Consider the following 26,629-nt stretch of genomic DNA (forward strand, 5'->3'; position numbering starts at 1 on the left):
CTTCATGAACATGCCTATCAACCGCTTCAAGGCCGCTTTGGCCAGCGGCGCTCCGCAGTACGGCATCTGGGCCGGGTTTGCCAGCGGCTATGCCGCCGAAATCACCGCCGGTTTCGGTTATGACTGGATGCTGATCGACGGCGAACATGCGCCTAACACCGTGCCTTCAATCCTCGCCCAGTTGCAGGCCGTTGCGCCCTACTCAAGCGCACCGGTGGTGCGGGCCGTGAGCCATGACCCGGTGCTGATCAAGCAGTTGCTTGATATCGGCGTGCAGACCCTGATGATTCCCATGGTCGAAAGCGCCGAGCAGGCCCGTGCCCTGGTGCAGGCTACCCGTTACCCGCCGCATGGTATTCGCGGCGTGGGTGGCGGCCTGACCCGCGCCACCCGTTGGGATGCGGTGCCGGATTACATCAATACCGCGCACCAGCAGTTATGCCTGATCGTGCAGGTCGAATCGCGCGCCGGCATCGAAAACGCCGCCGCCATTGCAGCGGTCGACGGGGTGGACGCGGTGTTCATCGGCCCGGCTGACCTGTCGACCGGGCTGGGCCATGTCGGCAATCCTTCGCACCCTGAGGTGCAGGAAAAAATCCGCTCGGCCATCGACGCCACCCGGGCGGCCGGCAAGCTCAGCGGCATCCTGGCCCCGGCTGAACAAGACGCCCGACGCTATCAGGACTGGGGCTGCCAGTTCATTGCCGTGGGCATCGACATCAGCCTGATGCGCCAGGCCGCACTGGCCAACCTGGCGCGCTATCGCCAGAGCGCCGAGCCACACACGGCCTCAAAGACCTATTGAACTCACGCCAAAGGATTTGCTCATGACTTCCCTGCCTGTCTATGAGAACTACATCAACGGCCAGTTCATCGCCAGCGGCGAGCATCTGGACGTCTTCAACCCCGCCACCGGCGCGTTGCTGGCCAAGGTCCCGGCCGCCGACGCCGGCCAGGTCGAAGCGGCGCTCGCTGCGGCCCGCGCCGCGCAAAAAGGCTGGGCGCGACGCACCGCCAATGAACGCGCCGGCTACTTGCGCAAGATCGCCAGCCGGATCCGCGAGAACGTGGCGCATCTGGCCCGTACCATTACCCTGGAGCAAGGCAAGATCAGTGCGCTGGCCGAAGTGGAGGTCAACTTTACCGCTGACTATCTGGACTACATGGCCGAATGGGCGCGGCGCATTGAAGGCGAGATCATCACCAGCGACCGTCCCGGCGAGAACATTTTTGTGTTTCGCAAACCTCTGGGGGTGGTGGCCGGCATTTTGCCGTGGAACTTCCCGTTCTTCCTGATCGCCCGCAAGATGGCCCCGGCGCTGTTGACCGGCAACACCATCGTGATCAAGCCCAGCGAAGAAACCCCGAACAACTGCTTTGAATTCGCCAGGCTGGTGGCTGAAACCGACCTGCCGCCAGGCGTGTTCAACGTGGTCTGCGGGGCGGGTCAAGTCGGTGCGGCGCTGAGTGCGCATACCAATGTCGACATGATCAGCTTCACCGGCAGCGTCGAGACCGGCTCGCGGATCATGGCTGCCGCAGCCGGTAATATCACCAAGCTCAATCTGGAACTGGGCGGCAAAGCCCCGGCGATTGTGCTGGCCGACGCCAACCTGGAACTGGCGGTCAAGGCGATTCGCGATTCGCGGATCATCAACAGCGGCCAGGTGTGCAACTGCGCCGAACGGGTTTACGTGGAGCGCCCGGTGGCCGACCGATTCATCGAGCAGATCAGCGCTGCCATGGCCGCCACTCGCTACGGCGATCCGCTGGCCGACAGGGACGTGGAAATGGGGCCGCTGATCAACCGCCAGGGACTCGACAGCGTGGCCGCCAAGGTCCGCACGGCGCAGTCTCAAGGCGCCCAGTTGATTACCGGCGGGAGCATTGCCGATCTCGGCCAGGGTTACCATTACCAACCCACCGTGCTGGCCGGTTGCAGCGCGGACATGGAAATCATGCGCAAGGAAATCTTTGGTCCGGTGCTGCCGATCCAGATCGTCGACGACCTGGATGAAGCCATTGCCCTGGCCAATGACTGCGAATACGGCCTGACCTCATCGCTGTATACCCAGGATTTGAACAAAGCCATGTACGCCATGCGTGAGATCGATTTCGGCGAAACCTACATCAACCGCGAGAACTTCGAGGCGATGCAAGGCTTCCATGCCGGCGTGCGCAAATCCGGGATCGGCGGCGCCGACGGCAAGCATGGGTTGTACGAGTACACCCATACTCACGTCGTTTACTTGCAGGCGTAGGATTTCCGGCGTTTTCTACCCTAGGGGCGGGGTGCGTGGCGGGATCTGGCGGCGCTTGCCGGTGGCTTCGAAGGCCGCCGCCAGGCGCAGCAGGTTGTTGTCATCGTAGGCCCGGCCGGCGAAGGTCAGGCCCACCGGCATGCCAATGTCGGCCATCACGCCCATCGGCACGGTGACGGTAGGCACGCCCAGGTGGCGGATGGCGAGGTTGCCGTTGGCCACCCAGATGCCGTTGCTCCAGGCTATGTCGTTGGACGCCGGGTTGATGTCGGCATCGGCCGGCGCCACATCGGCCACGGTCGGGAACAGTACGGCGTCCAGGCCCTGGTGCTGCATCCATTGTTCCAGATCGATACGCCGCGTCTGCTCCAGACCGCGCAAGCCGTCAGGCAGCGTGGCGATCCGGTCCCAGGGCGTGATGCCGCGCTTGGCCATGTTCACGTATTCGTCCATGCCGGCGGCCAGTTCATCCTCACGGTTAGGCAAAGTGCCGGGGTCATGGGGGAATATCTGCGGGCCGTCGACATCGGCCAGTTGGTTGAGTTGCGGATCGCCATTGGCACGCAAAAAGTCATCGAACGCCCAGCCTGACAGCTCCCACAACTCATCGTGCAGGAACTCCTTGCTGACCAGACCGCGATTGAACACCGTCGGTGCACCCGGGCGGTCGCCTTCGCAATTGGACACCAGCGGAAAATCGGTCTCGACCACCTCGGCCCCGGCCGCCTCAAGTGCCCGGCGCGCCTGCTGCCAGAGCTCGATCACGCTGGCACGGGTATGAATCTGCTGGCCGGTTGGCCCGCCAATGCCCGGTGCTTCACTGCTGCCCATCTGCGGGTCCTGGTTGATGAACATTTTCGGCACGCCAAAGCGCTTGCCGGCCAGTGCAGCGGGCGCCGCCTGCAGGTCAAGATAAGACGCCGGGCGCACGCTGGAAGCCTTGGGAATCGGCACCCAGGGCTGCAGCCGCCACAAGTCGCCACGGTTGTCGGGGTCGTCGGCGACCACCACATCGAGCACTTCAAGCAAGTCGGCCATGGTCCGGGCGTAGGGCACCACCACATCCATGGTCGGCGTCAACGGCCAGTTACCGCGTACCGAAATCACCCCGCGTGACGGCGTATAGGCGCACAGGCCATTATTGGACGCAGGGCCACGACCGCTGGACCAGGTCTCCTCAGCCAGGCCGAATGCCGCGAAGCTCGCCGCGGTGGCGGTGCCGGCACCGTTGGACGAGCCCGAGGCAAAGGGGGCAGTCAGGTAGTCGGCGTTATAGGGGCTTTCAGCGCGGCCATACACGCCGCGTTGCATACCACCATTGGCCATCGGCGGCATGTTGGTCTTGCCCAGGCAGATCGCGCCACCGGCACGCAGGCGCTCGACGGTGAATGCATCCTTTTGAGCAACCAGATCCTTGAATGCCGGGCTGCCCGACGCGGCGGTCAGGCCTTTGACCAGATAACTGTCTTTGGCGGTATAGGGAATACCATCGAGCGGTCCGAGGGTCTGGCCACGGGCACGCCGGGCATCGCTGGCACGGGCCTCTTCGAGCGCATCGGGGTTACGCACCACCACGGCATTGAGCGCGGTGGCCGTGCCTGCGACGTCATAGGCATCGATGCGCGCCAGGTAGGCCTGGACCAGCTCAACGGCGGTGGTTTGCCCGCTTTGCAGGGCCTGGCGCAACTCGGCGATGGAGACTTCGGTGACTTCGATCATGGACGTGTTCACTCTGATTCGGATCAAGACGCAGCCCGCCATCATACAGCAGCCGTATTCGACGGGCGGCGGGCACGGCAGAGTGTGGTGTGTGCGGCGCAGGCGTCAATAGGCGTGGCTGCACTGACTGATTGCCCGAAGGCTCAGACATTGGCTTATTGTCTTGCTGCAACCGCTCAATGATTTCAGGCTGTAACACCCGGCCTTGAGCCGCTAAGCTGTGGCCCTCCCGGCACCGCCGACGCACCCTGTTGCTTTCCCAAGGACCCCGTTTGAATACCGTTACCGCCGTACCGCCGCCCAGCTACGCGAAAATAATCCTGCTCGGCCTGCTGCAGATCCTCTCCTGGGGCGGCTCGTTCTATCTGCTGGGGGTGCTGGCCACGCCGATTGCCGCCGACACCGGCTGGTCGCATCAATGGGTACTGGGCGCGGCCTCGCTGGGCTTGCTGGTCGCAGCGCTGCTGTCGCCGTGGTGCGGGCGGATGATCGCCAAAGTCGGCGGCCGGCAGGTGCTCAGTGCCCACAGCCTGATTCTTGCGGCGGGTCTGGTCATGATGGCGCTGGCCCCTTCGCTGCCCGTGTTCCTGCTGGCCTGGGTGGTGCTTGGCGCAGCGATGGCCACCGGACTGTACGACGCGCTGTTCACGGCATTGGGGGCACTTTACGGCATGAAGGCGCGCCCGGTGATTGTCGGTATCACGCTGATTTCCGGGTTCTGCACCACGGTTATCTGGCCACTGCTGGCGATATGGAACACAGCATGGGCTGGCGCATGACCTGCGGGGTATTGGGCGTAGTCTCGCTGTGCACGCTGTTTCCGCTGTATCGCTATGCACTGGAGCGCCACACCCCGACGATTAGCGCGACGAAAGCTGCGCAAGGTAACGATCAATCACTGGCGCCCTCGCTGTACTGGGCGATGACCCTGCTGTTTGCCATCGCCGCAGCGCTGATGACCTGCGTCTCGATCGTGCTGATCACTGTGCTGCAGGATCGCGGCCACAGCCTGGCCTCGGCGATCGCGCTGGGAGCGATGATTGGTCCGGCCCAGGTGCTGTGCCGGGTAGTGGATCTGTTGGCCAAGCGCCAAGCGCCGCTGTTCACCGCCCTGCTGTCCAGCGGCATGACCGCTCTGGGTCTGTTAATGGTGGACTTTTCCCCGGACCTGGTGGTGCTGGGTCTGCTTTGCTATGGCGTAGGCAATGGCTTGCGCGCAATGGTCAAAAGCACCCTGCCGATGGTGGTGGTCAACCCAGCCCATTACGCGGTGGTGTCCGGGCGCATGGCCCGCCCCGCGCTACTGGCCCAGGCGGCGGCGCCACTGGCCTGCGGCTACGTGATTTCCTCCTTTGGCAGCAATGCGATGCTGCATCTGCTCAATGCACTGGCGTTGCTGGCTTTCGGCCTGTGCCTGTGGCTGGTGTATCTGATCAGGCAAGCCAAGGCTGTTGATCACGCCTGATAGGCCCTTCTGGGCACCTCTAAAAACTACCTGCGTTGTCAGCGCTGCGTTAAAAACAAGCGCGCAATGCTCATTTACCACTCGTAAACTGCGCTTGCTTGCCTGTTTTTGCCTTGCGCTGACTGCCTCGCCTACGTTTTTAGAGGCATCCTTCTGCAACGACCTGCGCCGCATAATCGGCCGCATCCCTGCCGCGCTGCCCTACAGCGCGGCCACTCGCCAAATGACCGCCAGATAATCGCCCCGGCATGCATTCGCCTGCCGGGTTGAGAATTACTTGCATCGTTAATTGTTATATTATAACGTTTTGTGACTGACGTGCGGCGACTTACCTGCCGCTGCTTCAGTCAGCCCTCAAGGCTGCTCGCACCAGGACGGCGCTGTTTCATTTCGTTGTCGGAGTTCGTGCAGCCACCCCTTCATGATTCCGATACGAAAAAGGTAGCGTCATGCGTGCGCAAGGCAGTGCTGTGCAAATCAACAAGGACTTACTGGCCAGCCTGGTGCTGGCGGCTTGCGGATGCACGCCTGCATTCGCGGAGACCTTCAAACCGGGGCAAGTGACCGAACTCGAAGCAGTGTCCGTCACCGCCCGACCGCTTAACGATGCCTACCAGGTCAATGCCGGGGCCTTCGGCGCCAAGGACACCCTGGAGCTGCCCTTGGCCATTCAGAGTTATGACGCCAGTGTGCTCAAGCGCACCTCACCGCGTTCGGTACGCGATGTGCTGGCGCTCGACCCTTCGGTTCAGAGTTCTTCCTACGGGGGCGGCTTCGACAATTTCCGCTTGCGCGGTTTTGCGATGGACAATTTCAACACCATCCGCCGTGACGGCCTGGCCCTGGCGCCGCATTACGACATGCCCATGGAGCTGATCGAACGGGTGGATGTGCTCAAGGGGCCATCCGGGTTTCTGTATGGTTTCAATTCGCCGGGCGGGACCATCAATTACATCCCTAAACGTCCGACCTTCAAGCCGTTCACGGATGTCACCCTGCAAGGCAGTTCGCTGCTGGGCCGATACATCGCGGTAGACACCAGCGATGCTCTGGCCGATGGCGCGGTGGGTTATCGGCTCAATGCCGGCTTCGAGAAGATCGGCGATTTCGACCATCAGGGCGATCTGGAACGCAAGTTCGTCGGCCTGGCCAGCGATTTTCGCCTCAGCGACCGTGCGCTGTTGCAGCTCAATGTCGACTGGACCTCGAAAAGTGCGATGTCCGATCCGTTGCTGCGGGCCGATCAAAGTGGCCGCGCCGACCCACTCGACCCGTCGAGCTATGTGCTGCCGCCGAAAGTCGACCGGCGCGATGCGCTGTCGCCCTCCTGGTACCGGCACAAGACCGAGGCCTGGAACCTCGAAGCCAAGTACGACTATCAATTGAACGAGCAGTGGACTTCCATCACCCAGGGCAACTTTTCCAGAGTCGAACGCCACGGCGGTTACGTTGATCTGTTCAATATCCAGCCCAACGGCGACATCGGTTATGCCGACCTGTACCAGTCGCGCGGTGAGGTGTTCAGCACCTGGTCGCTGCAGTCTTACCTGGCCGGCAAGCTGCAAACCGGAGCTATTGATCACGACCTGTTCGTCGGCGCCTCGCACCGTCAGTTTCGCGACAAGAGTCCGTTCTGGGACTTTGTCGAGAGCGCCGGCACCATCAGTGTTGCCGACATTTCGGTGGGTAATATCCGCAACCCGGTGCAACCGCCGCACTGGCATTTCGGCGATGAACTGGACACCGACTTCCACTCCAGCATCAAAGAAAGCTCGCTGTTCGCCAGCGACCTGATTTCCCTCAATGAACAGTTTCAGGTGCTGCTGGGTGGCCGTTACATCGTCTACCGCGCGCGTAATCTGTCGGCTACCGCAGCCCCTCAGGACGAAAACGCATTCGTGCCCACCGGCGCGTTGATCTACCGCCCCACTGCCAGCGTCATGACCTACCTGAGTTACTCGCGTGGTCTGGAAAAAGGCGACTACGCGCCCTTCACCGCCAACAACGCCAACCAGCCGACCAACGCCATCGAGTCCGAGCAATATGAGCTGGGGTTCAAGGCCGACCTCAATGAACAGGTGAATCTGGGCGTCGCATTGTTCGACATCAAGCGCGATGCCTCCTACCTGAACAGTACCAATGACTATGTCAGCGACGGGCGTTTTCATCATCGCGGTATCGAGGTCAACGCTGTCGCTCGCCTCAACGAACAACTGACCCTGCTGGGCAATGCGGCCTATCTGGACACCGAACTCGAATCGGTGAGCGACGCCGCGACATTGGGCAAACGCAGCGAAGGCGCACCACGCTGGAAAGGCATGCTGGGTGCCCGCTACAACCTGGCTGCAGTCCCTGGCCTGTCGCTTGACAGCACCTTGAGCTACGTGGGCGAACGCCCGGTGGATGCCCAGAACAGCGGCTTCATTCCCGCCTATACGCTGTGGGATGCGGGCATCAGCTACCAGACAAAACTGGGCGACACCCCGACCACCTTACGTTTGCAGGCGAAAAACCTGACCGACAAGTATTACTACGCCGGGGTGTACTACAGCGGCGGCCTGGAAGTGGGTCGTGGTCGTGAAGTCGTGCTGTCGACCCGTTTCAGTTTCTGAGGTGCCGGGCATGGACGCTCTCACGACACCCGGCACCGGGCTGGCACTTGCGGCCCATCGCCATCCGCTGACTGACGCCCTGCTGACCCGGCATGTCCGGGCCTTGCAGGCGTTGAGCGGTGGTCTGGGCTCGCCGCTGCATGTACTGCTGCCCCAGGTGTTTGCTGAAAACCTGGGGCAGTTCAAAGCGCTGTTCGCTGACTACGGCATCGACGCTAGCCTGTTGTTCGCCAAAAAAGCCAACAAGGCGGCCTGCTTCGCCCGCAGTTGCGCCGAGCAAGGTATGGGGGTGGATGTGGCCAGCCGTGAGGAACTGGTCAAAGCGCTGGCCGCCGGTATCAAGGGCGAGCAGATCGGTGTCACAGGCCCGCAAAAGACCGCCGGGCTGTTGACCCTCGCGCTGCAACAGCGCTGCCTGATCGCAATCGATTCAGCGGACGAGCTGCGCCACCTTGTGGCGCTGGCCAGCCAATGGCGTCAGCCTGCGCGGGTATTGTTGCGCCTGCGCATCGACAGCCAGCCGCACAGCCGCTTCGGTCTGAATGAACAGCAATGTCAGGCCGCCCTCGCCTTGTGCCTGGCTCACACCGATGTGATTGATCTGCACGGTTTTGCTTTCCACCTGAGCGGTTACGCCATTGCAGAGCGAGCCGCAGCCGCCAGTGCGCTGATCGACCGCTGCCTGCACGCCAGAGCACTTGGCTTGCAGAACTGCCGCCATTTGAATATCGGCGGTGGTCTGCCGGTGCAGTATGTCGATCCAGAACAGTGGCAACGCTTTCTGGCCCAGGACGTACCGGCGCATTACCAGGCCGGCAAAACCTTCTCTGGCTTTTATCCCTACGGCGTGAGCCGCGCCGGGGCGCACGCCTTGCGCGATCTGCTCGATCACCGGCTCGACGATGGCCAGAGCCTGGCGCGCAGGCTGCGTGAGCATGGGCTCGGGCTGATCGTCGAACCGGGGCGTGCGCTGCTCGACCAGGCCGGTTTCAGCCTGTTCACGGTTCAGGGCGTAAAAGACCGTCCTTTGCCTGAAGGTGCTGTCGTCACGGTGCAGGGCAGCAGCCTGAGCCTGTCCGAACAGTGGTTCAACAGCGAGTTTCTGCCTGACCCGGTGCTGCTCGGCGAGGAAACGGGCAGCCCACTGTTTTACGCCAGTGTCGGCGCCGCGACATGCCTGGAAAGCGACATGCTGACCTGGCGGCGCATCGGCTTTACCCGCCCGCTCAAAGTCGGCGACCGGCTGGTTTACCTGAATACCGCCGGTTATCAGATGGACTCCAACGAGTCGTCGTTTCACGAAGCAGCGATTCCGGAAAAGGTCGTGATCCGGCTGGCGAACGACGAGCTGCGCTGGCAACTGGACCGGCTTGACACGGATTTGACCCATGACCACTGAAGGTACTGCTATGGATGCCTCACCGCCACGTAACGGACAGCCCGGCGAACTCCGGATACTGTCCCAACCTGATCTGGAAGACCTGGGCGTCAGTTATGCCCAGGTGCTGCGCATCGTTGAGCAGGCGTTTATTGCCTTGCGCAACGGCGACTCGCACAACCCGCTCAAGACCATCGTGCAACCTGCCGATCAACGCTCGATTGCCTACTCGATGGTTGGCCGCGACGGCGCCAGCGAAACAACAGGCTTCAAGGTGGTGCATGAATTCGATCCGCAGCGTACTCGTGATGCGTATCGCTTTCACTCGTTCATCTTTCTCTGCGATGACCTGACCGGCCAGCCCATCGCCCTGATGGACGTGGTCAAACTCGGACCATTACGAACCTCTGCAAGCTCGGCGCTGCTGGCCCGCGCGGCCTGCCCCGAGGCGCGCAGCGCGTTAGTGGTGGGCACCGGGGTTCAGGGCCGGATTGCCCTGCCGATGCTGCTGGCCGCCATCCCGCAACTCGAACGCTTGATGGTTTACGGGCAGCATCCCGAGGGCCTGCAGGCCGTACGTGATGAGCTGTTGCGTTTGCACCCGCAGCGCGAGGTCGAGATCGTCAGTGATCTGCAACAGGCCGCCGGCCAGGCTGACATCGTCATTGGCGCCAGCGGCCTGACCGCTCGCCAACAGGTCAGGCGGGCCTGGCTCAAGCCTGGCGCGGTGGCCGTGCTGCTGGGCTATGGCATTGATGCCGACGTGTTGCACGGTGCCAATTACCGCATCGCGACCGACACTGAGCAGATGCAGGTGACCTGTACCGACCTTGCCGACGCCAACGGCCATATTCCTCCGATTGATGCTCAACTGCCGGACATCCTGCTGGGCAATGCGTTGGCGCGGCGCCAGCGCGATGATGTGGTGTTTGCCTATAACAGCGGCATGGTGGTCACCGACGTGGCGTTGGGACGTTATCTCGCTGACCTGGCGCTGGCGGCCAACCGCGGAACGAGGGTCAAGCTATGGTGAGCCATACCCACAGCGACGCTGCGCCAAACCAGGCATGGTCCGTCGAGGCGCGGGCGATGCTGCTGCTGGCCCTGCCGCTGATCCTGACCAACTTTGCCTATGTGGCGCTGACCACGATCGACATCGTGGTGCTGGGCCAGCTCGGCACTGCCGAAATTGCCGCCGGTGGCCTGGCCATTGCACTGTTCAACCAGCTGCGCACCACCGGCTCCGGTTTGCTCACCAGCGTCAGTAACCTGGTCGCCGAGGCACAGGCTCAGGGTAATCAGCAGCGCGTACGCGATCTGCTGGTGGCCGGCTTTTTCTGGGCAACGCTGTGCGGCCTGGTGTTCAGCGCGCTGCTGCTACTGCTCGAACGGCCGTTGATCTGGCTGGGAGTCGATGCCCGGCTGGCCGGCATGGCGGTCGACTTTCTGCTGCTTGCTGCGCCCGGCCTGTTGCCGTGCCTGTGGCTACAGACCTTGCGCCACTTCACCACCGGGCTCAAATACCCGGGGCCGCTGCTGGTCATCACGCTGATCTCGATCGCCCTGACCGTGGGCCTGAACTACGCGCTGGTGTTCGGTCATTTCGGTTTGCCGGCTCTGGGCATGCAGGGCGTGGCCCTGACCACCACGCTGGTGTTTGTGCTGGCTTTTGTGATGTTTCTGCTGGTGGTACTGAACAACCGCGTCCTGGCACCCTGGTTCAAAGCTTCGGGCCTGCGCTTTTCAGCCGATGCCATCGCTTCGGTCTGGAAGCTGGGACTGCCGATTGCCGGCACTTATGCCTCGGAGGCCGGTTTCTTCAGTGTCCTGACCTTGCTGATCGGCACCCTGGGCGTGGAGGCGCTGGCCGCGCAGACCGTGCTCAACCAGATCATCTACATCGTGTTCATGATCTCTGCGGGCATTTCTCACGCGGCATCCATTCATATCAGCGAAGCCTGTGGCGCCGCCGATTACCAGCGCGCCCGGCGCCTGGGGTTTGTCGCACTGGCGCTGGGTGTGGCGGCGATGTTGCTGGTGGCGGTGCCCTATGTACTGATGCCAGACGCCATCGTCGCGCTGTTCATCAGTGCCGAGCAAAGCAGTAACAGCAAAACCCTGGCGCTGGCCGCCTCAGGCCTGTTGATCGCCGTGGTACTGCAAGTCTTCGATGCCAGCCAGAACGTCGGCAACGGCATTTTGCGCGGTGTCGGCGACACCGCCGGCCCGTTCAGGATCTCCCTGTTCGGCTATTGGCTGGTGGGCTTGCCGGCCGCCTGGTTGCTGGGCATTGCCGCACAGCTGGACATTTACGGGGTGTGGATCGGCCAGACCATTGGCCTGGCGGTAACCGCCGCGCTGCTGGTCGTGGCGTTTCGCAAGCGCCTGGCACACCTGGATCGACCGACTGCCATGGAGACTCGCCATGCACAGTGAAACGCTGCAACGCTTGATAAGGCCGCAGGTGGCCGGGCTGCCGGTCTATGACCCTGGCGCAGACCCCGCCGCAGTGATGCGCCAGTATGGTGTGAGCCGGGTGATCAAGCTGTCGAACAACGAAAACCCGCTGGGCATGTCACCCAAGGCAGCAAGGGCGATAGAGCAGTGCCTGGCGCACGGTCTGGGCCGTTACCCGGACCCGGCCGGCAAGGCATTATGTCTGGCCCTGGCCGAGCGGCATGATCTGCCCCCGGAAAACATCATCCTCGGCAACGGCTCGGAAAATATTCTTGAACTGTTGTGCCAGGCGTATCTGAACCCCGGTGACAGGGTCGTCACCCAGACACCCTGCTTTGGCCTGCATGAAATCTTCCCGGCGATGATGGGCGCGCGGCTGACCAAGGTCGCCCCTGCCCCGGCATTCGGTTGCGATCTGGATGGCTGGCGTACGGCGCTGCAAGAGCCACTCAAGCTGTTACTGATCAGCCAGCCATCCAACCCGGTCGGCACTGCATTGAACCGCGATGAACTGCACGCCATCGTCCAGGCCTGCCCCGCTGACTGCCTGCTGGTGATTGACGAAGCCTACTATGAGTACGCCGTCAGCGACCCTGACTATCCGGATGCCCTGCAGGTGCTGCGCCAACAGCAGCGTCCGTGGATCGTGTTGCGCACATTTTCCAAGGCCCATGGGCTGGCCAGCCTGAGAGTCGGCTACGGCCTGGCCTCGCATGCCAGCCTTGTCGAGGCCTTGCATCGGGTACGCACGCCCTACAACGTCAACCAACTGGCCCAAGCCGCCGCGCTGGCCGCCCTGGACGACAGCGAACACCTTCAGCGCAGCGTAACGCTGGTCACTGGCGAGCGTGACCGCGTCAGTAGCGCGCTGCGCACCGCCGGTTATCAGGTGGCGTCCTCATTGGCCAATTTCCTGTTCATCGAGACTGACACGGCTGCCAGCGTGACCGTGCAGCGCCTGCTGCGCAGCGGCGTGATCGTCAAAGCCTGGCGAGAACCGCAGTTTCTGCGGTTTATCCGGATGTCCCTGGCCCTGCCGGCCGACAACGACCAGTTCCTGCATGCCTTGACGGCAGCAGACTGAAAGCCATTCATTTACAAGGAGCGTGACAGATGCATGCAATCAAGTCGCAATCGCCTATCAAGACCCGAGTATCTGAGCTGATCGGCGGCGCACCGCTGCTGGCGCTGCCGGTGCTGCCTGGTAGTGGCCGGGTGTTGCTCAAGCTGGAGCAGTTCAACCCGACCGGCACCGCCAAGATTCGCATGGCCCGGCAAATGATCGATGAAGCCGAAGCCCAGGGCAAACTTAAACCCGGCGGCTGGATCGTCGAATCGACCTCGGGCAATACCGGCCAGGGGCTGGCACTGATCGCTGCTGAACGCGGCTATCGTTTTACCGCCGTCGTCGATCATCACGCCAGCCTCGACAAGCTGCGCGCCATGCAGGCCTATGGTGCAGAACTGGTGCAGGTCAGCAGCGCCGGGGGCGGTCTGGCCACCGCCGACCGCGATGCCACAGCGGCGCGGATCGCCGCCGAACACGGTGCCTACTGGACCCAGCAACATAACAACCCTGGCAACGCCAATGGCTACAAGGCCTTGGCGGACGAACTGCGTCATGCGCTGGGCAACGGCATTGATGTGCTGTTTGGCGCGGTGGGCACTGGCGGCTCGCTGTGCGGTACCGGGCGCGCCCTGCGTGCCCACTTGCCACAACTGCGTATCGTCGGTGTCGAGCCCGAAGGTTCGGTGATCTTTGGCGGTCAAGGCAGTGCCTATCATCAGTCCGGCACCGGCACCCCGGCCGGCGCGGAAATCGGCGTGTTGATCGATTACGCGCTGATCGACGCAGGCTTGAAAGTGTCTGACGCCCAGGCCTTCGAAACCGCACGCTACCTTGCCCGACGCCACGGGCTACTGATCGGCGGATCGGCCGGGGGTGTGATCTACAAGGCCTTGCAACACGCCCGCGAGCTTGGCCCGGACAGCACCACCGTGGTGTTGGTCTGTGATGGCGGGGAAAAATACCTGGACACGGTATTCAATGATCAATGGATGAACAGCCATGGGCTGCTCAGTGATGCGGTGATTGGCGAGCTGGACGGGCTGCTGCGAGGCAATCAAATGCAAACGCACGACCCGGCGCCTGCGCAGCAACGCCAGTACGCCCTGTAAATGCACACATTGGCGGGCGATGCCTTAACTGCGTCGCTGCCAGTGAAAGCCGGCCACATCGATCCGCTGCTTCTGGGTGCCATCCCATTGCACCGCAAACCCGGCCGCCTCCAGCGCCTGGACAAGACGCCGGGCAACGCTCATGGCGATGTCCGGGTCGTCGTTCAGCGCGCCGAAGGCGAGCATCAGGCCGCCTTCCTGAATCGACCGTTCCACGTCCTGACCGTGATAGAAGCAATAACCGTGATAATGCCCGTCAGGTGCCTGGTGGATGGCTTCGGCCACTTCCGTGAATCCGTCAGACATGGTGTAGCCGGCATTGCCCAAGGCGCAGATGCCCTCTTCGTGTAACTGATAGAACACCGCGTCCAGCCGGTCGCAATCGGTCTGCTGCGCCCAGCTGTGCTGCGCTTCGCGCTTGCGTTGCAGTTCAGGTTCGATCAACGCCTTGAGCATTGCCTCATCACAGCCATCTTCAAGAATATCGTCGACCATCTCGTGCATTTCTTCGGCCGTGTAATACCCGGACCACACCCACAGATGGATGCTGTCGGCGATGTATTGTTCATCCTCGTTCATGCGCTGTTTCTCTCTGCTTTAATGTGGGCGGTGACATGCAGACCGGGCGGCATGGTGGCGGTTCCTTGACGCCAATCAGGGGTTCTATATTTCCTGTGCAAATAATGAAATTATTCCCAACTATTTCTGACAGTTAGTGTCTGTCAACGCACACCGGTCATCTATGGGAAGCCGGTGTATTTAATACTCAGGAGCATGGCACATGGCGGTACTGCAGATCGGCACCATCGAGGCGATCCGTAACAAAAAGACGCAGCTTTTGGATAACTGGATCAAAGGCCTGCAAGCCAGTGGCGCAACACGCAATCTCAAAGAACACGACTTGCAGCAACAGACGTCTGAATTTATCAATCTGCTGAGCGCGGGCCTGGAAAACGGTAATGGCTCCTCCCTTGCGATCAGTGGCTGGACCGATATCCGCCAGTTTCTGGAAAGACTCTCGGCCAGCCGCGCCCTGTTAGGCCATGACTCGCAACAGACCGCCAGTTTTATCTTCGCGTTCAAAGGGCCGTTGTTTGGCTTGCTGCAAGAGCACTACCGTAACGAGCCGGAGCAACTGGCCGAACAGCTCTGGGAGGTCTCCGAACTGCTCGATGCGTTGGGCATGCACACCATTGCCACCTTCCAGAAGTCCCGTGAGGCGGTGATCAAGCGTCAGCAGGAAGAACTGCTGGAACTGTCCACCCCGGTGGTCAAGCTCTGGGATGGCGTGTTGGCCTTGCCAATGATCGGCACCCTGGATTCGCAACGCACCCAGATGGTCATGGAGTCGCTGCTGCAGCGCATCGTCGACACCGGTTCGGAAATCGCCATCATCGATATTACCGGCGTGCCAACCGTCGATACCCTGGTGGCCCAGCACCTGCTCAAGACCGTCACCGCCATCCGCCTGATGGGCGCCGACTGCATCATCAGTGGCGTACGGCCGCAGATCGCCCAGACCATCGTCCATCTGGGCCTGGACCTGCAAGGCGTGGTGACCAAAGCCAACCTGTCCGACGCCCTGAAACTGGCCTTGACCCGCCTGGGTGTTTCTGTCGAAAAAGCGGTCTGAAACCATGGACAGAATTCCGATCCTGCGCATGGGTGAGTTTTTGCTGGTCACCATTCAGGTCGACATGCACGACCAGCTCGCCCTGACCCTGCAGAACGACCTGGCCGAGCTGATCAGCAAGACCTCGGCCCGTGGCGTGCTTATCGATATCTCGGCGCTGGACATGGTCGATTCGTTCATCGGCCGGATGATCGGCACCATTTCCGGCCTGTCGCGCATCATGGATGCTGAAACCATGCTGGTCGGCATGCAGCCGGCGGTGGCCATTACCCTGGTCGAGCTGGGCATGACCCTGCCCGGCGTCAGCACCGCGCTCAATGTCGAGCGCGGGATGCAGTTGCTGCGTGAACGAGTGACGCGCCGATGATCCTGCGCAGCAGCGGCACCCAACCGATCACCATCGAGCAGGATGTGGTTCTGGCCCGGCAAACCGCCCGCAAGCTGGCCACCGAGTGCGGCATGCGTCTGGTCGACCTGACCAAGATGGTCACAGCCGTCAGTGAACTGGCGCGCAATACCGTGGTGTATGGCGGCGGCGGTGACATGGACTGGCAAATTCTCGAAGAAAACACCCGGGTCGGCCTGCGCCTGACCTTCCGTGATCAAGGCCCCGGCATCCCGGACACCAAACTGGCGCTCACCGACGGCTGGACCTCCGGCAACGGGCTGGGCCTGGGCTTGACCGGCGCCCGTCGACTGGTCGACGAATTTGAACTGGACACGGCCGCCGGCCAGGGAACGCGAGTCACGATCACCCGATGGACATGAATATCAGCGGCAGCCTCACCGAGGTGTTGCCGATCGAAGACCAGAGTCAGGTGGGGCACGCCCGGCGCACCACACAAAAGCTCGCTCAGCAGCACGGGTTCGATGAAACCGATGCCGGTCGGGTTGCCCTGGTCACGACCGAGCTGGCCAGCAACCTGCTCAAGCACGCCGGGCATGGTGAGCTTCATCTGCGTGTCCTGCCGCGAGCGCAGAGTTGCGGGATCGAAATTCTGGCCGTGGATCGTGGCCCAGGCTTCGATGTGCAGACCGCTCTGACCGACGGCTTTTCCACTGGCGGCACCCAGGGCATCGGCCTCGGCGCAATCAGTCGTATGGCCGACGTCTTCGACGTGCAGGCCGACCCGCGCGGTTCGGTGGTGCTGGCCCGCTTCTACCCGCGCGGTGACAGTACGCCAGACCTGGCGCTGGGCGTGAGCCAGCACTCATTGCACAACGATCCAGCCTGCGGCGATAGCTGGCATCTGGTGTTGCACCCACAAGGTTTCAATGCGCTGGTCATCGATGGCCTGGGGCATGGCGTGGAGGCCGAACAGGCCGCTCGCGCCGGCGAGGCGGCCTTTGCGCGGGCGAGTTGCAGCGCGCCTGCCATACTGATGGACGACTTGCATCAAGCCATGCTCGGCACTCGCGGCGGCGCTGCTGGCTTTGCCCAGTACCGGGCAGGCGATCAGGGCGGTCACCTGAGTTTCACCGGCATCGGCAATATCAGCGCCAGCCTGGTCACTGCCGAGCGCTCACGAGGGCTGGCCTCGCATCCCGGTATCGTTGGCGCGCAGTACCGCAAGGCAAAAGCGTTCGACTACCCTCACGTACAGGGACATCTTTTGATCATGCATAGCGACGGCTTGCAGTCACGCTGGAATCTTCAGCACTACCCCGGTCTGGTTTATCGCCACCCTGCCGTGATCGCGACGGTTCTGTACCGTGACTTCTGCCGTGGCCGCGACGATGTCACGGTGCTGGTCGTGGCACTGGAGAACCGCCATGAGTGACCTCATCGAACAGGCGTCGCTGCTCGCCCGCCTGCAAAGCGAAAATGAAGCACTGCGCGCCGAGCTTGAAGAAACCAATCAAGGGGTACTGGCCCTGTACGCCGAACTCGACACCCAGGCCGAACAACTGCGCCAGACCTCGGACCTGAAAAGCCGCTTTCTGTCGTACATGAGCCATGAGTTCCGCACCCCGCTGGGCTCGATCCTGAGCATTACCAGCCTGCTCAGCGACGAACTGGACGGCCCGCTGAGCCCTGAGCAACACAAGCAGGTGGCATTTGTCAGCACTGCCACGCGTGAGCTGAGCGACATGGTCGATGACCTGCTTGACCTTGCCAAGATCGAGGCCGGACGCATCAGCATCTCACCGGCCTGGTTCGACATGTTCGATCTGTTCGCAGCCCTGCGCGGCATGTTCCGGCCTATCGTGGACCGCGGCCAGGTCGACCTGATTTTCGATGAACCGGTAGGTTTGCCGCGCCTGTTCACCGATGACAAGAAACTCGCGCAGATCCTGCGCAACTTCATTTCCAACTCATTGAAGTTCACCGCTCAGGGTGAAGTGCGGGTTTCTGCGAAGCTTGAGGGCGATAGCCACATTCGCTTCGCGGTGACCGACACCGGAATCGGCATCGACCCGCAGTTGCATGACACGCTGTTCGAGGACTTTTCCCAGGTCGACTCACCGCTGCAGAAACGCCTGCGCGGCACCGGCCTTGGTCTGTCGCTGTGCAAACGCTTTGCCGCGCTGCTGGGCGGTCGGGTGGGCGTACAAAGCACGCCAGGGGTGGGTTCAAGTTTCTTCGTTGTCATTCCGCTGGCAGTGGCTGCGGAGTCTGTCGATGAAAACTGATATCCGCCTGTTGGTCGTCGACGATAATGAGGCCACGCGCTATGCCCTGCGCCGCCGCCTGGAGCGTCACGGCTATCAAGTGCATGAAGCCGGCACCGGCGGCGAAGGGCTCGCACTGATTGCCAGTGAACTGCCTGACGCGCTGATTCTTGACGTCAACCTGCCAGACATGAGCGGCTTCGATATTGTTCGGCGCTTGCGTGCCGACCCGCTCACGGCACTGCTGCCAGTCATCCACGTGTCGGCGGCCTCGATTCAGACCGGCGATATCATCACCGGTCTTGATGCCGGGGCGGATGCCTACCTGATCCATCCGGTGGATCCCGATGTCTTGCTGGCGACCCTGCGCACCCTGCTGCGTGTACGCGAAACGGAAAACGCCCTGCGCGAAAGCGAGGCGCGCTTTCGCGAGATCTTCGTCAATGTTTCGGCACCGATCGCCGTGCTGGACGCTGATCTCAAGGTGCACGAGTGCAACCGCGCCTTCACCCAGCTGATTGAAGACAACCGCAATGCGCAGCGACTCGAAGAGTGCTTTGCTGACGACCAGCAAGCGATGCTCGATGAGTTGCGCTTGCGCCTGGTGGCCGGCGAACGCTGGCAAGGCCTGCTCAACATGCGGGTTCATGGCCAGTTGCGCGAAACCGAATGGCAGTTGTCGCCATACCGTGCTGCCGGATTGAGCCTGGTGTTCGTCGAAGACGTCACCGAGCACCGCCATCGGGAACGCTCACACCTTGCGCAGCTCAATGACGCCACCAGCCAGTTGGCCCGCACCGAAGCGCAGTTGCTGCAGGTGCAGAAAATGGATGCGCTGGGCAACCTGACCGGCGGCATCGCTCACGACTTCAACAACCTGCTGACCGGGATCATCACCAGCCTGGAGCTGATTCACAAGCGGGTCAACGACTCACGTCTGGACAAGGTTCAGTTTTACGCAGAAGCCGCACTCAATTCCGCAATGAGCGCCTCCTCGCTGACCCATCGTTTGCTGGCGTTTGCCCGTAAACAGCCGCTGGATACCCGGCCGGTGGATGTCAACGAACGGATCAGCTCACTGGAAGAACTGCTGATGCGTACCATGGGCGAGCGCATTGCGCTGAAGCTTGAGCTGACCAGCCACCCGGCCATCGCCATGGTTGACCCCAGCCAGCTTGAGAGCGCCGTACTCAACCTGGTGATCAATGCCCGCGATGCCCTGCCCCATGGCGGGCACGTATGGATCACCACCTACATGGCGCGCTCCAGCGGCGATCCGAATCTGGCAGACGGCGCCTATGTGGCGCTGGCCGTGCGCGATGACGGCACCGGCATCGAGCACACCCTGATCGATAAGGTGTTCGACCCGTTCTTTACCACCAAGCCGCTGGGTCAGGGCACCGGCCTTGGGCTGTCGAGCATTTACGGTTTTGCCCGCCAGTCCGGCGGCAACGCGAGTATTCGCAGCGTGGCCGGGCGCGGCACCGAAGTCACCATCATGTTGCCCGCCAGCAGTGATCCGGTAAGCGCCGAGGCCTCAAGCATTGCCGTGGACCTGGAGGGCGCAGGCGAGCACGTACTGCTGGTCGAGGACATTGCTTCGGTGCGCATGTTCGTGACCGAGGTTCTGGAAGATGCAGGCTATCGTTGCACTCAGTGCAGTGATGTTGAAACCGCGCAAATGCACCTGCAGGAAGGCGCACGCTTCGACTTGCTGCTGACCGACATTGGCCTGCCGTACATGGATGGCCGGGAACTGGCGCGACAAGCCCGTATTCAGCACCCGACGCTGCCGGTTCTGTTGATGACCGGCTACGCGGCAGGCGTCATCAACCGTCAGCTGTTTCTCGACGACAGCATGGACATCCTGCTCAAGCCATTCCAGATTCATGAGCTGCTGGAGAAGGTACGGCGCACGCTGACCGGTGCCCAGTAAGCGCGCGGGTGAAAAAAAGTCGAACTCCTGTGCATGAGAACTCTCAACATTCTTACATGCACGGGAGGTATTACCATGAACGACAACAGCAAACTCGAACGTAATGCAGGTGCAGACACCGCAGGCCGCGCCGTGGATGCCCAAGGCAAACCGGTGGATGTGGTACGCCGCGACCTTGAGGATCCGTCTGGCAAAACCCGAGCGGTGGATGAAGTGCTGACCCCGACGACGATCCGCACCAAAGAGCAGGAAGCCGAAGAGCTGAAGCGTCAAGTCGACAAGATCGAGCGCGACGTTGCCGATGGCCGAGCGTGACGGCAGGCGATGCAACCTCCCTAGCCACAATACTGTTCAATTAAGTACACAAATCTCGGTGGGAGGCAGCTCTGCTGGCGAAGACGGCGGCACGTTCACAGCAGATGTAGTGTTTTTACTGGCCTCTTCGCGAGCAGAGCTCGCTCCCACCGAGGGCATACAGTGCTTAAGTGAACAGTATTGTCCCTAGCCACGATACTGTTCGGATAAGCGGCGCATACCTTTGTGGGAGCAGCCGGTCTAACCGAACAGTATTGGCCTTAGCCATAAAGGTTGGCCGCGACCGGGGTGATTCTAGGAACCGTTGCCGTTACGGTTCTGGCAAATCATTGGCATGCACAAAGCACAGCTTGTTGCCCTCCGGGTCGCGGCAGTACGCGCCGTAATAATCGGGCGCGTAGTGCGCGCGGATCCCGGGCTCCCCTTCGCTGACAGCCCCCAGCGCCACGGCCGCCTCCCAGGCATCCCGCACCTGCTGCTGTGAAGCCGCCGCAAAGCTGACCTGCACGCCGTTGCCCCAGGTCGCCGGCAAACCATTGAACGGCAATTGCACATAAAAAAACGGCCAGCCGCTACCGGGTTTATGCCAGCCGGCCCCCGGTGGTCCGTTATCGTCGGCGTCAGGGGCGCGAACCAGCCCGAGTGGAGCGAGGACTGCGTCGTAGAAGGCGATCATCCTCGGCAAGTCACGGGCGCCGATCTGGATATGGCTGAACATGCGACCTCCTGTTGTTATGGGGCGCTCGAATCGACCCAGCACAAGTCAGCGGCTGGCCCGCTCAGCCAATCACCAACTGCGGCTCACAGGTCACCGGAAAATTCACCGAACGGGCAATGAAGCATGTTTCATGGGCCGCATGGTGCAGCTCCAGGGCTTTGTCCAGATCACTGCCCGGCGCCAGGGTTACCGTGGGTCGCAGCACTACCGAGGTGAATTGCCCGGCACCGTCGGCCTGCTCCAGCATCACGCCCTCAGCGTTGTCTTCATACGCCTGGACCACAATGCCGGCGCTGGCGCACAAGCCCAGGTACCAGAGTTTATGGCAGGCCGACAACGAGGCGACCAACAAGTCCTCAGGGTTCCAGCGCGCCGGATCGCCGCGAAAGGCCGGGTCAGAAGAGCCGTCGATGTCACTGAGCTTGCCAGCCGCTTCGATCCGGTGATCGCGGCTGTAGCTGCGGTGAGCAGAGGTTCCAGTGCCCTGATTACCGGTCCAGGTCACTTTGACTTGGTACTGATGTTGTTTGTCGGCCATTAGCGGACTCCTTGTATAGAGAATGCACAGGGTGGCTGTTTCCGGCCGATCCAACAAGAGGCTGACTCAACCCTGCCTTGTCAGCCTCCCAACCCGCTCTTGAGCCAGCTATATAAATTCACCCCCTCCCTGGACAACTGCCCGTCCGCCCGCCGACACAGGCAATAGGCTCGCCCGTCATCGAGTGTCAGATCCGACAGCTTGACCAGTTCCCCGCTATCACGCAGCCCGGTAATCAGTGGCTCGCGCAACAACGCGCAGCCCAGGCCGTTCTGCGCCGCGCTCAACGCCAGCTGGCCATCCTCGAACAGCAGCCCTTGCAAAGCCGCCGGATGCTTCACGCCAGCACGGTGAAACCATTGCGCCCAGGTCCCGCGCTCTTCGTCGTGCAGCAGCGGTAATTCGCTAAGCGCCTGCAGCGAATCGAACGGGCCATGGCGCTGGTAGAACTCGCGGCTGCACCAGGGCGTCACCGCGCCGGACATCATCGGCTCACTGTGATAGCCCGGCCAGTGGCCGGTGCCGAAACGAATGGAAATATCGGCCGCATCGCTCGGGTAACTACGGTGGTTGGCGTAGGTGACATTGACGTCCACCCCTGGGTTATCGGCAAGAAACTGCGCCAATCGCGGAATGAACAGGTTGATGCCGAACATCGGGATCAAACTGATAGTCACCTGGCGAGCGCTCGATTGCTCTCGAACATGATCGGTGGCGCTGCGCAGCACCGCGAACGCCGAGCGAATGGCGCGGTAATACTCGCGGCCATCATCAGTGAGAATCAGGTTACGGCCCTGCCGCGAGGTCAGCGGCTGGCCGAGAAACTCTTCGAGCAGACGCAACTGGTGGCTGATGGCCGAAGGCGAAATGTCCAGCTCGCGGGCGGCGGCGTTGACCCCGCCATGGCGGGCGAAGGCTTCGAAAGTTCGCACTGCACGCAGTGGAGGGTCATTATCAAACTGTTCTAATTTATTCATGTATTGAGCTTAACCCGATTCAACCTGCTTGTGAACACTCAATATTTACTGAGATAAATCGATAATTGATTCCATATCGAAATCACTTATAACCATATGAGTTTTAGATATTTGATAAATTTAGAATAATTACCTACTGTGCCGCCTTCGCTCTCCCGCGCTTGAACCAAAGGCTTTTCGCTCTTCATGGATACCTTCATCCAGCAACTGCTCAACGGCCTGGTGCTTGGCAGCCTGTATGCGTTGATCGCACTGGGCTACACCATGGTCTACGGAATTTTACGCATCATCAATTTCGCCCATGGCGATCTGTTGATGATTGGCGCGCTGGTCGGCCTGTCAGCCATTCACCTATTGCAGGCCATACTGCCCGGCTGCCCGGACCTGCTGGTGCTGGCTATCGCCACGGTGGCGGCCATGGCAGTCTGCGCGGTGCTGGCCGGGCTGATTGAGCGCGTTGCCTACCGCCGCCTGCGCAACGCGCCACGGCTGGCACCACTGATCAGCGGCCTGGGCGTGTCGTTGCTATTGCAGACCGTCGCCATGCTGATCTGGAGCCGCAACCCGCTGATGTTCCCTCAGCTCTTGCCGCTGGACCCGATTGAGCTCACCGCCGGCAGTGAAGACAGCGCCCCGGCAATCACCAACCTCACGGCGATTGCCACTGTGGCCATCGCCGCGACGGTGATGGGCGCCCTGCTGTTGCTGGTCAACCGCACCCGCCTGGGCCGTGCCATGCGCGCCGTGGCAGAAAATCCACAAGTCGCCAGCCTGATGGGCATCAACCCCAACACCGTGATCGTGCTGACGTTCGCAATAGGCGGTGCGCTGGCCGCTCTGGCCGGCGTGATGATGGCCAGCAATTACGGCAATGCACATTTTTATATGGGCTTTCTGCCGGGACTCAAAGCGTTTACCGCCGCCGTACTCGGCGGTATCGGCAACATCAAGGGCGCGATGCTCGGCGGCATTCTGCTGGGGCTGATCGAAGCGTTGGGCACCGGCTACCTCGGTGAACTTACCAATGGTGTATTTGGCAGCAACTATCAGGACGTGTTCGCGTTCATGGTGCTGATCGCCGTGCTGGTGCTGCGCCCCAGCGGCCTGCTCGGTGAGCGGCTGGCGGTGCGCGCATGAGCCCGATCATCAGCCGCGTGATCAACTTGCCACGGCGCGCCAGCCCACACCTGGGTGTGGTGCTGTTCGCCACTGCCCTGCTGCTGGCGCCCTGGCTGGCCGGGTATGCCGGTGGCAACGCCTGGGTGCGCACGCTGGACTTCGCCCTGCTGTACATCATGCTCGCCCTGGGCCTGAACATCGTGGTCGGCTACGCCGGCTTGCTGGATCTGGGCTTTATTGCCTTTTACGCGCTGGGCGCCTATCTGGCAGCGCTGTTGTCTTCGCCGCACTTGCTGACCCAGTTCCCGGCGCTGGCGGCCGCCTTGCCGGACGGCCTGCATACCTCAATCTGGCTGATCGTGCCGTTGGCCGCGTTACTCGCCGCGGGGCTGGGTATCGTGCTTGGCGCGCCGACCCTGCGCCTGCGCGGTGACTACCTGGCTATTGTGACGCTGGGCTTTGGCGAGATCATCCGCATCTTCATGCGCAATCTTGACCGGCCGGTAAACATCACCAATGGCCCGAAAGGCATCGCCTCCATCGAGCCGATCCAGTTGTTCGGCATGAACCTGGCGCGCACCCAGGAAATATTCGGTTGGCGTGTGCCATCGGTGCACCTGTATTACTACCTGTTCGCGGCGCTGGCGGTTCTGATCATGCTGGCCTGCCTGCGCTTGCAGGATTCGCGGATCGGTCGCGCCTGGGTGGCGATTCGAGAGGACGAAGACGCAGCAGCGGCCATGGGCCTTGACACCAAACGCCTGAAATTGCTGGCCTTCGCCATCGGCGCTGCGTTCGGCGGCATTGGCGGCGCACTGTTCGCCTCATTCCAGGGCTTCGTCTCGCCAGAGTCATTCACCCTCAACGAGTCGGTGGCGGTGCTGGCCATGGTCGTGCTTGGCGGCATGGGTCATGTGCCTGGGGTGATCCTTGGCTGCGTGCTGCTGGCCGCCCTGCCGGAGGTGCTGCGCTCGACCATGGGCAGCTTGCAGATGAGCCTGTTTGGTGAAGTGCTGATCGATCCGGAAATCATCCGTCAGTTGTTCTATGGCCTGGCGCTGATCCTGGTGATGCATTTCAGACCGACCGGTCTATGGCCAGCCCAACGGGAGGTCAGTCGATGAGCAAACCACTGCTGGAGCTGCGCCATGTCAGTAAACACTTTGGCGGCGTGACCGCCGTGCAGGATGTCAGCCTGGCGATTCAGGCGGGCGAAGTGCACGGCCTGATTGGCCCCAATGGCGCAGGCAAAACCACCTTTTTCAATCTGATGACCGGCTTGTACCGCGCCGACAGCGGTCAGTTCAGTCTCGACGGTGAACGTTACGAGCCGTCATCGGTGCACAAGGTGGCGCAGGCTGGCATCGCCCGAACCTTCCAGAACATCCGCCTGTTCGGTTCGATGACTGCGCTGGAGAACGTTATGGTTGGCCGCCACGTGCGCACCCGCAACGGCGTGCTCGCCGCCCTGCTACGCCATCGCCGCGCCCGCCAGGAAGAAGCCGAGACCCGCGCCATTGCCCGTGACTGGCTGGCTTACGTCGGCATCGGCGAACTGGCCGAGCGCCGCGCTGACACCCTCTCCTATGGTCACCAGCGGCGCCTGGAAATCGCCCGTGCGCTGGCCACCGAGCCACGCCTGCTGGCACTGGACGAACCGGCGGCAGGGATGAACCTCTCGGAAAAGCAGCAACTGCGCGAGCTGCTGGACAAGATCCGCCGCGACGGCCGCACCCTGCTGCTGATTGAGCACGACGTAAAACTGGTGATGGGCCTGTGCGACCGCATCACTGTTCTCGACCACGGCCAAGTGATCGCCCGCGGCACGCCGCAACAGGTGCGTGAAAATCCGGCAGTGATCGAGGCCTACCTGGGAGCCGGCAGCCATGCCTGAAGCCTTGCTGCAAATTCGTGACCTGTCGGTGCACTACGGCGCCATTGAAGCGGTCAACGCGCTGAGCCTGAACGTGGCTGAGGGCGAACACGTGACCCTGATCGGCGCCAATGGTGCAGGCAAGACTTCGACCCTCAAGGCGCTGACCGGCCTGCTGACAGCGAGTGCGGGCACCATTCATTTCGACGGCCAGCCGCTGCACAGCCTGGGCGCCCACCAGCGCCTGCAACGCGGGTTGGCCATGGTGCCGGAAGGTCGAGGCGTGTTTGCGCGCATGAGCGTGCTGGAAAATCTCCACACCGGCGCCTACCTGCGCCGCGATACGACAGCCATAGCCGACCAGATCGAACGCATCCTCGACTGGTTCCCGCACCTGCGCAGGCGCCTGGAGCAACCGGCCGGGCTGCTGTCCGGCGGCGAACAACAGATGCTCGCCCTGGGCCGCGCACTGATGTCGCGCCCGCGCCTGCTGGTGCTGGACGAACCGTCCATGGGCCTGGCGCCGGTGATGGTCGAAAAGATCTTCGCAGTGATCTCTGAAGTGTGCCGCAGCGGCATGACCCTGCTGCTGGTGGAGCAGAACGCCCGGCTGGCGCTGCAAGTGACCGAACGCGGCTACGTGATGGACAGCGGGCGTATCACCCTTCAAGGCGCCTCCCGCGAACTGCTCGAAGACCCGCAGGTGCGCGCCGCCTACCTTGGAGAATGATGATGCTTGTAGGAGCCAGCTTGCTGGCGAAAAGGTCAGCAAGGTCACAGCACCTATATCGCCTGACCCGCCGTCTTCGCGAGCAAGCTCGCTCCTACATAAACACG

General features: G+C 62.0%; 26 protein-coding genes. 21 read left to right on the forward strand and 5 right to left on the reverse strand.

All coding sequences use genetic code 11. The features are described from left to right. The first annotated feature begins 4 nt into the window (after positions 1 to 4). Together NJC40_RS20780 and aldA are read left to right on the forward strand one after the other, a co-directional pair. The gene (locus NJC40_RS20780; protein WP_045491439.1) at positions 5 to 805 is read left to right on the forward strand and encodes an aldolase/citrate lyase family protein; all 801 of its coding nucleotides are present in this window, start codon (positions 5 to 7) and stop codon (positions 803 to 805) included. A gap of 22 nt (positions 806 to 827) precedes the next feature. Then, on the forward strand, positions 828 to 2,261 hold the full coding sequence (gene aldA / locus NJC40_RS20785) for an aldehyde dehydrogenase (RefSeq protein ID WP_045491442.1): 1,434 nt from the start codon (positions 828 to 830) through the stop codon (positions 2,259 to 2,261). Between the two features lie 15 nt (positions 2,262 to 2,276). Here the strand turns inward: aldA and NJC40_RS20790 are convergent, their stop codons facing one another. Further along, positions 2,277 to 3,980 (reverse strand): amidase, encoded by a 1,704-nt coding sequence (locus NJC40_RS20790; RefSeq protein ID WP_045491444.1) that lies wholly within the window; start codon positions 3,978 to 3,980, stop codon positions 2,277 to 2,279. 272 nt (positions 3,981 to 4,252) lie between these two features. Between NJC40_RS20790 and NJC40_RS20795 the strand changes: the two genes are divergently transcribed. The 8 genes from NJC40_RS20795 (at position 4,253) to NJC40_RS20830 (ending at position 14,070) form a co-directional block, all read left to right on the forward strand. Beyond that, a complete protein-coding gene (locus tag NJC40_RS20795) occupies positions 4,253 to 4,759 on the forward strand; it encodes an MFS transporter (protein ID WP_253141329.1) in 507 nt (168 codons plus the stop codon). Continuing rightward, complete coding sequence (locus NJC40_RS20800) at positions 4,744 to 5,445, forward strand: MFS transporter (RefSeq protein ID WP_253141331.1); 702 nt, start codon at positions 4,744 to 4,746, stop codon at positions 5,443 to 5,445. The genes NJC40_RS20795 and NJC40_RS20800 overlap by 16 nt, the downstream gene beginning before the upstream one ends. A 449-nt stretch (positions 5,446 to 5,894) precedes the next feature. Continuing rightward, a complete protein-coding gene (locus tag NJC40_RS20805) occupies positions 5,895 to 8,057 on the forward strand; it encodes a TonB-dependent receptor (RefSeq protein WP_253141333.1) in 2,163 nt (720 codons plus the stop codon). A 10-nt stretch (positions 8,058 to 8,067) separates the two neighbouring features. Next, positions 8,068 to 9,456: an alanine racemase gene (locus NJC40_RS20810; RefSeq protein WP_253141336.1), complete on the forward strand. Its 1,389-nt coding sequence runs from the start codon at positions 8,068 to 8,070 to the stop codon at positions 9,454 to 9,456. After that, positions 9,446 to 10,468: a hypothetical protein gene (locus NJC40_RS20815; RefSeq protein ID WP_253141338.1), complete on the forward strand. Its 1,023-nt coding sequence runs from the start codon at positions 9,446 to 9,448 to the stop codon at positions 10,466 to 10,468. The genes NJC40_RS20810 and NJC40_RS20815 overlap by 11 nt, the downstream gene beginning before the upstream one ends. Continuing rightward, positions 10,462 to 11,871, forward strand: coding sequence for an MATE family efflux transporter (locus tag NJC40_RS20820; protein ID WP_253141340.1), 1,410 nt, complete (start codon positions 10,462 to 10,464; stop codon positions 11,869 to 11,871). Before NJC40_RS20815 ends, NJC40_RS20820 begins: the two co-directional genes overlap by 7 nt. Continuing rightward, positions 11,861 to 12,976, forward strand: coding sequence for a histidinol-phosphate transaminase (gene hisC, locus NJC40_RS20825; RefSeq protein ID WP_253141342.1), 1,116 nt, complete (start codon positions 11,861 to 11,863; stop codon positions 12,974 to 12,976). Before NJC40_RS20820 ends, hisC begins: the two co-directional genes overlap by 11 nt. A 29-nt stretch (positions 12,977 to 13,005) precedes the next feature. Further along, the gene (locus NJC40_RS20830; protein ID WP_253141344.1) at positions 13,006 to 14,070 is read left to right on the forward strand and encodes a PLP-dependent cysteine synthase family protein; all 1,065 of its coding nucleotides are present in this window, start codon (positions 13,006 to 13,008) and stop codon (positions 14,068 to 14,070) included. A gap of 24 nt (positions 14,071 to 14,094) precedes the next feature. Here NJC40_RS20830 and NJC40_RS20835 read toward each other — a convergent pair whose 3' ends face one another. Then, complete coding sequence (locus NJC40_RS20835) at positions 14,095 to 14,649, reverse strand: DUF6891 domain-containing protein (RefSeq protein WP_253141346.1); 555 nt, start codon at positions 14,647 to 14,649, stop codon at positions 14,095 to 14,097. A gap of 202 nt (positions 14,650 to 14,851) precedes the next feature. On the opposite strand from NJC40_RS20835, the gene NJC40_RS20840 reads away from it, so the two are divergent. The 7 genes from NJC40_RS20840 (at position 14,852) to NJC40_RS20870 (ending at position 20,567) form a co-directional block, all read left to right on the forward strand. After that, on the forward strand, positions 14,852 to 15,703 hold the full coding sequence (locus tag NJC40_RS20840; protein WP_045491452.1) for an STAS domain-containing protein: 852 nt from the start codon (positions 14,852 to 14,854) through the stop codon (positions 15,701 to 15,703). A gap of 4 nt (positions 15,704 to 15,707) precedes the next feature. Continuing rightward, positions 15,708 to 16,070 (forward strand): STAS domain-containing protein, encoded by a 363-nt coding sequence (locus NJC40_RS20845; protein ID WP_045491453.1) that lies wholly within the window; start codon positions 15,708 to 15,710, stop codon positions 16,068 to 16,070. Next, positions 16,067 to 16,471, forward strand: a complete 405-nt coding sequence (locus NJC40_RS20850) for an anti-sigma regulatory factor (protein ID WP_045491455.1) — start codon at positions 16,067 to 16,069, stop codon at positions 16,469 to 16,471. Before NJC40_RS20845 ends, NJC40_RS20850 begins: the two co-directional genes overlap by 4 nt. Beyond that, on the forward strand, positions 16,468 to 17,484 hold the full coding sequence (locus tag NJC40_RS20855) for an anti-sigma regulatory factor (protein ID WP_045494783.1): 1,017 nt from the start codon (positions 16,468 to 16,470) through the stop codon (positions 17,482 to 17,484). The genes NJC40_RS20850 and NJC40_RS20855 overlap by 4 nt, the downstream gene beginning before the upstream one ends. Then, a complete protein-coding gene (locus tag NJC40_RS20860) occupies positions 17,477 to 18,337 on the forward strand; it encodes a sensor histidine kinase (protein WP_045491458.1) in 861 nt (286 codons plus the stop codon). Before NJC40_RS20855 ends, NJC40_RS20860 begins: the two co-directional genes overlap by 8 nt. Beyond that, positions 18,327 to 20,252: a PAS domain-containing hybrid sensor histidine kinase/response regulator gene (locus NJC40_RS20865; protein WP_253117189.1), complete on the forward strand. Its 1,926-nt coding sequence runs from the start codon at positions 18,327 to 18,329 to the stop codon at positions 20,250 to 20,252. The genes NJC40_RS20860 and NJC40_RS20865 overlap by 11 nt, the downstream gene beginning before the upstream one ends. A 75-nt stretch (positions 20,253 to 20,327) precedes the next feature. Beyond that, positions 20,328 to 20,567, forward strand: a complete 240-nt coding sequence (locus NJC40_RS20870; protein ID WP_253141348.1) for a hypothetical protein — start codon at positions 20,328 to 20,330, stop codon at positions 20,565 to 20,567. A gap of 310 nt (positions 20,568 to 20,877) precedes the next feature. On the opposite strand, the gene NJC40_RS20875 is transcribed toward NJC40_RS20870, so the two are convergent. From NJC40_RS20875 to NJC40_RS20885, 3 genes are all read right to left on the reverse strand, one after another. Continuing rightward, positions 20,878 to 21,285: a VOC family protein gene (locus NJC40_RS20875; protein ID WP_253141350.1), complete on the reverse strand. Its 408-nt coding sequence runs from the start codon at positions 21,283 to 21,285 to the stop codon at positions 20,878 to 20,880. Between the two features lie 61 nt (positions 21,286 to 21,346). Then, positions 21,347 to 21,823, reverse strand: a complete 477-nt coding sequence (locus NJC40_RS20880) for an OsmC family protein (protein WP_253141351.1) — start codon at positions 21,821 to 21,823, stop codon at positions 21,347 to 21,349. Positions 21,824 to 21,903: 80 nt separating this feature from the next. After that, on the reverse strand, positions 21,904 to 22,800 hold the full coding sequence (locus NJC40_RS20885) for a LysR substrate-binding domain-containing protein (protein ID WP_253141353.1): 897 nt from the start codon (positions 22,798 to 22,800) through the stop codon (positions 21,904 to 21,906). Between the two features lie 186 nt (positions 22,801 to 22,986). On the opposite strand from NJC40_RS20885, the gene NJC40_RS20890 reads away from it, so the two are divergent. The 4 genes from NJC40_RS20890 to NJC40_RS20905 are packed head-to-tail and all read left to right on the forward strand — an operon-like array spanning position 22,987 to position 26,522. Further along, a complete protein-coding gene (locus NJC40_RS20890; RefSeq protein WP_045491507.1) occupies positions 22,987 to 23,937 on the forward strand; it encodes a branched-chain amino acid ABC transporter permease in 951 nt (316 codons plus the stop codon). Next, entirely contained in the window at positions 23,934 to 25,043 is a 1,110-nt protein-coding gene (locus NJC40_RS20895; protein ID WP_253117184.1) for an ABC transporter permease subunit, read from the forward strand. The genes NJC40_RS20890 and NJC40_RS20895 overlap by 4 nt, the downstream gene beginning before the upstream one ends. After that, a complete protein-coding gene (locus NJC40_RS20900; RefSeq protein WP_045491511.1) occupies positions 25,040 to 25,813 on the forward strand; it encodes an ABC transporter ATP-binding protein in 774 nt (257 codons plus the stop codon). Before NJC40_RS20895 ends, NJC40_RS20900 begins: the two co-directional genes overlap by 4 nt. Further along, positions 25,806 to 26,522: an ABC transporter ATP-binding protein gene (locus NJC40_RS20905; protein ID WP_045491514.1), complete on the forward strand. Its 717-nt coding sequence runs from the start codon at positions 25,806 to 25,808 to the stop codon at positions 26,520 to 26,522. Before NJC40_RS20900 ends, NJC40_RS20905 begins: the two co-directional genes overlap by 8 nt. Positions 26,523 to 26,629 lie beyond the last annotated feature (107 nt).

This window comes from Pseudomonas sp. 21LCFQ02 (assembly GCF_024129895.2).
Taxonomy (GTDB): domain Bacteria; phylum Pseudomonadota; class Gammaproteobacteria; order Pseudomonadales; family Pseudomonadaceae; genus Aquipseudomonas.

Bases quoted from the DNA above. Each gene is read 5' to 3' on its own strand.
- NJC40_RS20815 (WP_253141338.1), top strand. From the start codon at position 9,446: ATGACCACTGAAGGTACTGCTATGGATGCCTCACCGCCACGTAACGGA.
- NJC40_RS20840 (WP_045491452.1), top strand. From the start codon at position 14,852: ATGGCGGTACTGCAGATCGGCACCATCGAGGCGATCCGTAACAAAAAG.
- NJC40_RS20810 (WP_253141336.1), top strand. From the start codon at position 8,068: ATGGACGCTCTCACGACACCCGGCACCGGGCTGGCACTTGCGGCCCAT.
- NJC40_RS20855 (WP_045494783.1), top strand. From the start codon at position 16,468: ATGAATATCAGCGGCAGCCTCACCGAGGTGTTGCCGATCGAAGACCAG.
- NJC40_RS20890 (WP_045491507.1), top strand. From the start codon at position 22,987: ATGGATACCTTCATCCAGCAACTGCTCAACGGCCTGGTGCTTGGCAGC.
- NJC40_RS20900 (WP_045491511.1), top strand. From the start codon at position 25,040: ATGAGCAAACCACTGCTGGAGCTGCGCCATGTCAGTAAACACTTTGGC.
- NJC40_RS20800 (WP_253141331.1), top strand. From the start codon at position 4,744: ATGGGCTGGCGCATGACCTGCGGGGTATTGGGCGTAGTCTCGCTGTGC.
- NJC40_RS20875 (WP_253141350.1), bottom strand. From the start codon at position 21,285: ATGTTCAGCCATATCCAGATCGGCGCCCGTGACTTGCCGAGGATGATC.
- NJC40_RS20835 (WP_253141346.1), bottom strand. From the start codon at position 14,649: ATGAACGAGGATGAACAATACATCGCCGACAGCATCCATCTGTGGGTG.
- NJC40_RS20870 (WP_253141348.1), top strand. From the start codon at position 20,328: ATGAACGACAACAGCAAACTCGAACGTAATGCAGGTGCAGACACCGCA.
- NJC40_RS20865 (WP_253117189.1), top strand. From the start codon at position 18,327: ATGAAAACTGATATCCGCCTGTTGGTCGTCGACGATAATGAGGCCACG.
- NJC40_RS20845 (WP_045491453.1), top strand. From the start codon at position 15,708: ATGGACAGAATTCCGATCCTGCGCATGGGTGAGTTTTTGCTGGTCACC.
- NJC40_RS20820 (WP_253141340.1), top strand. From the start codon at position 10,462: ATGGTGAGCCATACCCACAGCGACGCTGCGCCAAACCAGGCATGGTCC.
- NJC40_RS20905 (WP_045491514.1), top strand. From the start codon at position 25,806: ATGCCTGAAGCCTTGCTGCAAATTCGTGACCTGTCGGTGCACTACGGC.
- NJC40_RS20895 (WP_253117184.1), top strand. From the start codon at position 23,934: ATGAGCCCGATCATCAGCCGCGTGATCAACTTGCCACGGCGCGCCAGC.
- NJC40_RS20850 (WP_045491455.1), top strand. From the start codon at position 16,067: ATGATCCTGCGCAGCAGCGGCACCCAACCGATCACCATCGAGCAGGAT.
- NJC40_RS20790 (WP_045491444.1), bottom strand. From the start codon at position 3,980: ATGATCGAAGTCACCGAAGTCTCCATCGCCGAGTTGCGCCAGGCCCTG.
- NJC40_RS20830 (WP_253141344.1), top strand. From the start codon at position 13,006: ATGCATGCAATCAAGTCGCAATCGCCTATCAAGACCCGAGTATCTGAG.
- NJC40_RS20885 (WP_253141353.1), bottom strand. From the start codon at position 22,800: ATGAATAAATTAGAACAGTTTGATAATGACCCTCCACTGCGTGCAGTG.
- NJC40_RS20780 (WP_045491439.1), top strand. From the start codon at position 5: ATGAACATGCCTATCAACCGCTTCAAGGCCGCTTTGGCCAGCGGCGCT.
- aldA (WP_045491442.1), top strand. From the start codon at position 828: ATGACTTCCCTGCCTGTCTATGAGAACTACATCAACGGCCAGTTCATC.
- NJC40_RS20880 (WP_253141351.1), bottom strand. From the start codon at position 21,823: ATGGCCGACAAACAACATCAGTACCAAGTCAAAGTGACCTGGACCGGT.
- hisC (WP_253141342.1), top strand. From the start codon at position 11,861: ATGCACAGTGAAACGCTGCAACGCTTGATAAGGCCGCAGGTGGCCGGG.
- NJC40_RS20805 (WP_253141333.1), top strand. From the start codon at position 5,895: ATGCGTGCGCAAGGCAGTGCTGTGCAAATCAACAAGGACTTACTGGCC.
- NJC40_RS20860 (WP_045491458.1), top strand. From the start codon at position 17,477: ATGAGTGACCTCATCGAACAGGCGTCGCTGCTCGCCCGCCTGCAAAGC.